Here is a 7,251-nt window from a genome sequence, read left to right on the forward strand (position 1 = left end):
TACATCGGAAGCATAGGCTTACCACCGGATTTCCCCTTTTAAACAAAATAAGAGATCAAAAAAATCTGGGGGTAACAACGATCGAAAGATTGTTCTGGCTCGCAGTGGGCATGTAAATAATATCTTCTAATGGTTAAAGAGAAAAAAGAGAGAAGGGTTTGTGTGAATACAACAGGAGGTTTGAAGCGCAGTTTCATTCTGGCTGGTCTGCTGCTGGCAACATTTTTGTCCGCGATTGAAGGAACAGTGATCGGTCCGGCGGGTCCGACGATTGTCAGCGAATTGGGGAGCGTGCAGCTGCTCAGCTGGATTTTTACGGCATACCTGCTCACCATGGCAGTCAGTACCCCGATTTTTGGCAAAATTAGTGATATATATGGACGTAAACCCGTTTTTCTCATCGGCTGTGCTTTATTTTTGCTGGGATCACTCTTATGCTGTCTTTCGCAGAATATGGAGCAACTGATCACTTACCGTGCCATTCAGGGGATTGGGGCAGGAGCTGTCGTGCCGGTTACCTTTACGATTATCGGGGATATTTACCGCATTGAGGAACGGGGAAAAATCCAGGGCTGGATCAGCTCGGTATGGGGCATTTCATCTCTCGTTGGCCCGTTGCTCGGCGGTTATTTCGTGGACAACCTTGGATGGCAGTGGATTTTCGGATTTAATGTACCATTTGGTTTGCTTGCAATGTGGTTTGTGTTCCGTTATTTGAAGGAGGACATCTCACCACGCACGGCCAAAATTGATTATATGGGAGCGCTGACCTTCACCGTTGGTATTACCGCTTTGCTCTTTGTTTTATCGGCGGGTGGACAGTATTACGCATGGAGTTCTCCATTGATTGTGGCACTGAGCATCGTTGCCGTGCTGTTTATCATCTTGTTTTTTGTGGTGGAAAAAAGAGCCGAGGCTCCGATGGTGCCACTCCATCTGTTCCGTATCCGGGACATCCGGGTGGCGAATATCGCCGGCCTGCTGACCAGCACTTTGATGATCGGCTTAACCAGTTATTTGCCGCTCTGGGTGCAAGGGGTTCGCGGAGGCAATGCAACGGAGTCCGGGCTACTACTCGCGCCTATGTCCGTTGGTTGGTTAATCGGTAGCGTGTTGGCAGGTCGACTGCTGCTCAAGATTGGATCACGGTTGACCACATTAATTGGACTTACCGGAATTGCCGTTGGTTCGGGCGGGCTGTTCTTAGTTGGCGGGACTTCTCCGCAGGTCGTTCTGTTCATTTTGACCTTTATTTATGGGCTAGGGTTCGGTTTTGCCTTTACGATCTTCACCATCATTGCCCAGTCTTCTGTAGGGTATAAAGAGCGTGGTTCTTCAACAGCACTGCATACGTTCATGCGTACACTCGGCCAGACGATTGGTGCAGCAGCATTTGGAACGTGGCTGAACTTCCGCATCTCGGCACTGTCGAGTGAACAAAATTTGGCAGCGTCAGGTATTTCGGAGAAGGATCTAAACGAACTGCTTGCACCGCATACGGATGCAACTTTATCGGACGAGAAGTGGGCGCTGCTGCGAAGTGTGTTGGAAGGCAGTTTGCACTCCTTGTTTGTCATCATGTTTGTTATTGCGATTGTTTCGTGGGTTACTACACTAGCTTTGCGCAAACGGCTGATCGTCCCCGAGGATGCTGATGCGCCGCCACAAGTGGAAGCCACGCAGAAGTAACCGGCATGCCCGGAGAAGAATACAAATGCACAGCAAAGCAATGGAATGCATGGATCGATGCATATCATCGCTATGTCCTAATAAAGCAGCTGAATCAGCTGCTTTTTATATTTCAATGGGTCTGGTATGATGGACTGGAAAAAGGAGGATGATGAAACCTTGAGCAACCCGAAGTGGCTAGCCCTGCATTCCGTTTCCTTTCCTGTCCGTATCTTCTCAGCATTGCTAGCCTGTATTTCGATCTCTGTCATTATGGTTTTTATTAACTATGTACCGGTTGCCGAACGAATGGAGAATACGTATTATTATCCGCTATGGTATTCATTAGTGATAGCTGTACTGATTACTCTAGCAATCGCCATTTTTCTTATTCTTCCGCTGTCACTTTTGACGGATGCGGTGACTCTGTCTTTAGCGCGACGATTCAAAGGAGTCACGATGCAGCTTGTTTCCATAATGATTGGTTATGTTCTTTTAGCAGGATTCAGCGGTGTTCTGTTCTCTGTCTTTGTGTTTCGGGGGGATACGTTTCTTTACATGGGGGCAATCCGCCAGATGTTTATCTTCACCCCGATCTTTCTGGGCTGGCAATATGTTCTGCGGGCAGGTTTTCATTGGCTGAAAATCAATAAAAAAATAAAGACCGGATAAGCCTTAAGTGGAGGCTAATCCGGTCTTTTCATGTTACGGCTTAATCCAATTCTAGCTGCTCGCTGACAGACTTTCTGCACCATGAGCCAGTCTGTCCAGAAGTTCGGATAGAAGTTCCTTATCCTCTTCGCTAAGTCCGCTGACCGCACGATCAATCTTGACTGCATAACCCGGATAGATATCATCCATCGTACGCTGACCTTCTTCGGTCAGTTCAACAAAAATAATGCGTCTGTCCTGAGGACAATGTTTGCGGCGCAGCAGTCCCTTTTGCTCCAATTTATCAATGACATAGGTGACATTGCCGCTCTGCAACAGTAATTGAGCCCCTACTTGCTGAATTGGTTGTGCCCCTTTCATGTATAACACTTCGAGCACTCCATAGGCAGTCGGGTTAAAACCATGTACTTTACTTCCAGATACAGCGTGTTCATTCACACTTTTGAACGTATGAGCGAGGGTGCGGTACAGATGAAGTGAACGTTCTGTCCCAATCTCTTGTAATTCCAGCATGCTGATCCCGCCTTTCAGTGTATTTATATAAGTTGACGTGATATATGAAGGTTCTCTTTGCTGTATAAGTTTGAACTAAGGTTAATTTACCCCTTCACTCCGATGACAGAATAACCTTCCAATCGCTGTTATCCCCAGATTTTTTGATTCCCTTTTCTTAAAGGGAAAATCCGGTGATAAGCTTATGCTTCCGATGTAGCTTTCTTGCAGAAAGCTTTTAGGCGAACGCTACGCTTCTCCAGGTTTTTTCTGTCCTCTCCGTTTCTGTGTAAATAATAGTTAAACTTATACAAAGCGTTCTGTAAAAGATCAGATCAACTTATATGAGTTGGATCATTATATCAATTGACGAATCGGAGGATCGTCATATGTTCATTGTAGACCTCAATATCGTTGAAAAACATGCGATATGTCACAAGATTTGCATTTTTAGCATTTAAAATTTGATCATTCGTCACGATTTAGAATACATATTCCGGATCAGAGCAACCAAATGGAACAGAGCGGGGGGAAGCACAAAAGCAAAAATCATCCTGTGGGTGTTTTTCATCTCAGACTCTGGCAGGAGGTTTTGCCAGAGAAACTTTTATATAATCATTTTCATATTAGATATTCGGAAAATGATGGAGGAGAAGTGGGATGACGACAAACTACAATGTAGCAGGGCAAGGGGCACTGAAACAAAATCGGGCATTCATGACATTGATGGTATCTCAGGCGATATCCAACTTGGGGGACTGGCTGCATCTGTTGGCTATTTTCACCCTGGTAGGGCTTCGCTGGAATGCAACGCCGTGGGAGATCACTTTTGTGATGCTATCTGCGGCACTGCCAATGCTACTCACAGGGCCGTTTGCCGGTGCTCTGGCAGATCGCCTGAACCGAAAGTGGATGATGATTACAGCGGATGCGGCCCGAATTATCATCGTGGGTGCATTTATTTTTGCGGATCAGATTTGGCATATTTATGTTTTGCTTATTCTTAAATCTCTATTTGACGTCATGTTCTCACCTGCTAAGAACGGCAAGTTGAAAGAAATTGTGCCACATCACCAGCTTGCCCAAGCGGTTTCCATTAGCTCGGTGATTGAACAGATGTCCAAAATTATCGGTCCGGCACTGGGCGGATTACTTGTAGCCGGGTTTGGGATCACGTGGTGTTTTGTGCTGGATGCATCATCGTTTCTGATCTCTGGCATTATTTTATTGTGGATTCCCGGACAGCGGGTGATCCAAAGGGCAGATTCTGACGTAACAGGAGTAGAGGAAGAGACAGCAAGATCGACTCAAGTAAAACAATCCTTTTGGAAAGAAACACTTGAGGGTATCCGTATGCTAGCTTCACTTCCTCGCGTAGGAACGTCACTTCTTTTGCTGGCAGCTGCGATTTTGTTTCTGCAATTTGCCGATTCACAGACTGTCATTTTGTTCAGGCAACTTCCCGGCATTTCGGGTGATCTGCTTGGATGGTGCGTTGCCGCAAGTGGTGTTGGAACGTTAATCGCGGCGATGAGTGTCCGGAAATGGAAAACAGCGAGCCACAGTTTAAAAATGGGGATAGGTACCGCTGTAACAGGCCTCGTGATCGGGACGGCTGGGTTAGTTGTTGTCGTATGGCCTTCAGCAGGAATGGGCGCACAGCTGCTTCTTATTTCGCTTTTTGCCCTGGCGGGTGTGGGTATCGGGTTTGCAGTCGTGCCTTTTCAGATTCTGCTGCAAGAACAGACCCCTGAGCCAATGACTGGTAGGGTTTTTGGCACCGTAGGCAGTGTGATGACAACGAGCAACATTCTCGGCCCTGTGGCTGGCGGGTTATTAGTGACTTCGTTTGGTGTTGTGCCTGCGTTTGTAAGTTCAGGCATTCTGTTGACACTGCTGGGTCTGCTGTATTTGTTGAAGCCAAGAGCGAAGAGTGGAGAAGATCTGGAAGCAGTTCTTCCGGCAAAGTCTGTGTCAACCGGAGAGGTGTCGTAAGGTGGTTTTCGAGAGGTGATCCCCCAGCATGAAGGTGGAAATTAATTTAAATTTAAAATATTTTTACTGGAAAATCGTTTGAGGAAACGCCTTCATGTTTAATGAGGAACAGGCAGAAATCCCTGTATTCTAATTAATCCTAGGGGAAAACTTATATGCCTTGTCCCACCAACGCTAGCGCGGAAAGGGGGTGAAGCAACTTGAACTTAAAAGGGAAATTACCCAGATCGATCACTCGTCTGGCAAGCATTCCGTTAGCCATTCTGGCCGGAACGTTGGTTATGGGCATCGGTTCATCGCATGCATATGCAGATGATGCTCGAAATCAGGTGGGTTCAAGCAAACCGTCTAGCGGATTGTCACTGAACCTGTTTTCACCTAATGCAGACGGCAGTCTTGATCTGACTCCATCGATATCAATATCCACACCACTACTTGATGTAGAAGTTCCTTCGATCCAAACGAATGCATCTACCGGCAAGCTAAGTGTATCTGAGCTGAAAGTGGATACACCGCTTGGATCGGCAGGAACATCGCAGATTGGCATCGATGCGAAGCAAGGGACGATGGATCTTCCTTCTGTACAAGCAGACACACCTGTCATTCAAGCAGATGTGTCCAGCAGTCAGGTGAATCTACAAGAGGGTACAGCCTCCTTGCCGGGTATTAAAGCCGAGCTTCCTGAGGTCATCAAAGCAGAGACGTCTGCTGCGCAAACAGACCTGCGGCGAGGCAAGGTTGAACTTCCTTCTGTCAAAGTCGATGTACCTGAAGTTACGTCAGTGGATCTCTCGACATCAGGTGTGAACTTGAGCGAAGGTAAGGTACAGCTTCCAAAGGTGAAAGCAAACGTACCTGCTACTGGTGTAGCAACAGAAGTTGATCCTGGTAAAGGGAAGATTGAACTTCCGGTTGTGAAACCGGAGCAGCCCGCGAATAATTCAGAGCAGCCCGGTGCTGTGCAAGCACCTAAGGATGAGAAGCCATTTTCAAGTACAGCAACCGACTCACCTTCGTCTCAGGGCAAAGTGAGTGGACAGAACACGGAACAAGATGAAATACAGGTTACAGGTCAGGTGATTGATCGCGAGATCAATCCGGACTCGGTCACCGAACCCACTGTTTCTCAGGCTGTGCCTGTGGAGCAGGATCGTCTGAACCAGCGTGCTGAGGAGACGAATACAAACGTATCTTTACTGGATAATGAATGGTTGCAGATGGACCCTTCGTTTGGTAAATCAGCAGCCGAGAACCAAGGTCAGGGGAATCTGAATGCAGATCAGGTATTACCTGAAAAACAGGATGAAGCCTCTGCACCGTGGCAACCACGGACAGAACGACCGGTCAACTGGTCTGTAATGGCAATAGCTCCTTCTGCAACGAGTACCTCTATAGGTACAAGCTCCGGTTCGTCCGGTGTGACGGGGGGCGGAGCATCCGTGCCAGCTGTAGTACTGCCTTTGGCGTTAACAAGTCCGGTGATGCCGGGTTATGGTTTTGCTTTTGACATGGAACGTTTGGATGGTTTCAGCCAGTGGTCACAAGCACCACCAGGTCAACCGCCGAAATATACCTCTTTCTCATAAACAACAATTGCGTTAATTCAACCAAAAATGAGAAGGAGTGTATATTATCATGAAAAAAGTGAATCGTTGGGTAAAATTGTCGGTATTGTCGGGTACGCTGGTAGCTGGATTGCTGGGAGCTTCGTAGGCAACCTATGCAGATAGCTATAACAGCAACAGCAGCGGTGAATTGGATTTAAATGCAGGTCTGCGTCTGGAACTGGGATCATTGCTATCAGGACAACGTGACGCTGGTTACGGGAATACTGGCAGCTATGGGGGTTCCTCCAGTACAAGCGGTGCATTAAATCTGGATCTAGGGCTCAATGCTGGTGTATCCGCTGAGAACATGAACCGTTACAATAACCAATCTTCGGACGTTACAAGTGAGCATAGTAGCTCTGGCAAACTGGGCCTCGGTCTGAATGCCAATGTGTCGGGAGAAGCAGAAACGATGAACGAGTATTCACGAGATGGTCAGGTACGCAACAGCAACACAAGCAGCAGCTATGCCAGCGAAAGCCGCGGCATGCTGGGTCTGGGTCTGAACGCGAAAGCAGAAGGGAAGAGTGCAACGATGGCTCAATCCGAACGCAACAGTAACGTGAACGACCGTGAGCGTACCACGAACAGTAGCTATGCCAGCGAAAGCCGTGGCATGCTGGATCTGGGTCTGAACGCGAAAGCGGAAGGGGAGAGTGCAACGATGGCTCAATCCGAACGCAACAGTAACGTGAACGACCGCGAGCGTACCGCAAACAGTAGCTATGCCAGCGAAAGCCGTGGCATGCTGGATCTGGGTCTGAACGCGAAAGCAGAAGGGGAGAGTGCAACGATGGCTCAATCCGAACGCAACAGT

Annotated in this window: 6 protein-coding genes; 5 read left to right on the plus strand and 1 reads right to left on the minus strand. The window is 47.7% G+C overall.

Features of this window, described 5'->3' with window-relative positions:
- Nucleotides 1-129: 129 nt before the first annotated feature.
- Together AB4Z30_RS29440 and AB4Z30_RS29445 are read left to right on the plus strand one after the other, a co-directional pair.
- The gene (locus AB4Z30_RS29440; RefSeq protein WP_441931151.1) at nt 130-1,689 is read left to right on the plus strand and encodes an MDR family MFS transporter; all 1,560 of its coding nucleotides are present in this window, start codon (nt 130-132) and stop codon (nt 1,687-1,689) included.
- Between the two features lie 159 nt (nt 1,690-1,848).
- Complete coding sequence (locus tag AB4Z30_RS29445; RefSeq protein ID WP_441931152.1) at nt 1,849-2,340, plus strand: hypothetical protein; 492 nt, start codon at nt 1,849-1,851, stop codon at nt 2,338-2,340.
- A 51-nt stretch (nt 2,341-2,391) separates the two neighbouring features.
- On the opposite strand, the gene AB4Z30_RS29450 is transcribed toward AB4Z30_RS29445, so the two are convergent.
- Entirely contained in the window at nt 2,392-2,853 is a 462-nt protein-coding gene (locus tag AB4Z30_RS29450) for a MarR family winged helix-turn-helix transcriptional regulator (RefSeq protein WP_441931153.1), read from the minus strand.
- Nucleotides 2,854-3,492: 639 nt separating this feature from the next.
- Here AB4Z30_RS29450 and AB4Z30_RS29455 point away from each other — a divergent pair.
- The 3 genes from AB4Z30_RS29455 to AB4Z30_RS29465 all read left to right on the plus strand — a co-directional run.
- A complete protein-coding gene (locus AB4Z30_RS29455; RefSeq protein ID WP_441931154.1) occupies nt 3,493-4,827 on the plus strand; it encodes an MFS transporter in 1,335 nt (444 codons plus the stop codon).
- Between the two features lie 200 nt (nt 4,828-5,027).
- Nucleotides 5,028-6,413 (plus strand): hypothetical protein, encoded by a 1,386-nt coding sequence (locus AB4Z30_RS29460; protein WP_441931156.1) that lies wholly within the window; start codon nt 5,028-5,030, stop codon nt 6,411-6,413.
- Between the two features lie 169 nt (nt 6,414-6,582).
- A partial coding sequence (locus tag AB4Z30_RS29465) for a hypothetical protein (protein WP_441931157.1) occupies nt 6,583-7,251 on the plus strand: 669 nt, incomplete at its 3' end.

Origin of the sequence: Paenibacillus sp. 2TAF8 (assembly GCF_052114825.1) — a bacterium.
Taxonomy (GTDB): Bacteria; Bacillota; Bacilli; order Paenibacillales; family Paenibacillaceae; genus Paenibacillus.

Bases quoted from the DNA above. Each gene is read 5' to 3' on its own strand.
- AB4Z30_RS29440 (WP_441931151.1), top strand. From the start codon at position 130: ATGGTTAAAGAGAAAAAAGAGAGAAGGGTTTGTGTGAATACAACAGGA.
- AB4Z30_RS29450 (WP_441931153.1), bottom strand. From the start codon at position 2,853: ATGCTGGAATTACAAGAGATTGGGACAGAACGTTCACTTCATCTGTAC.
- AB4Z30_RS29455 (WP_441931154.1), top strand. From the start codon at position 3,493: ATGACGACAAACTACAATGTAGCAGGGCAAGGGGCACTGAAACAAAAT.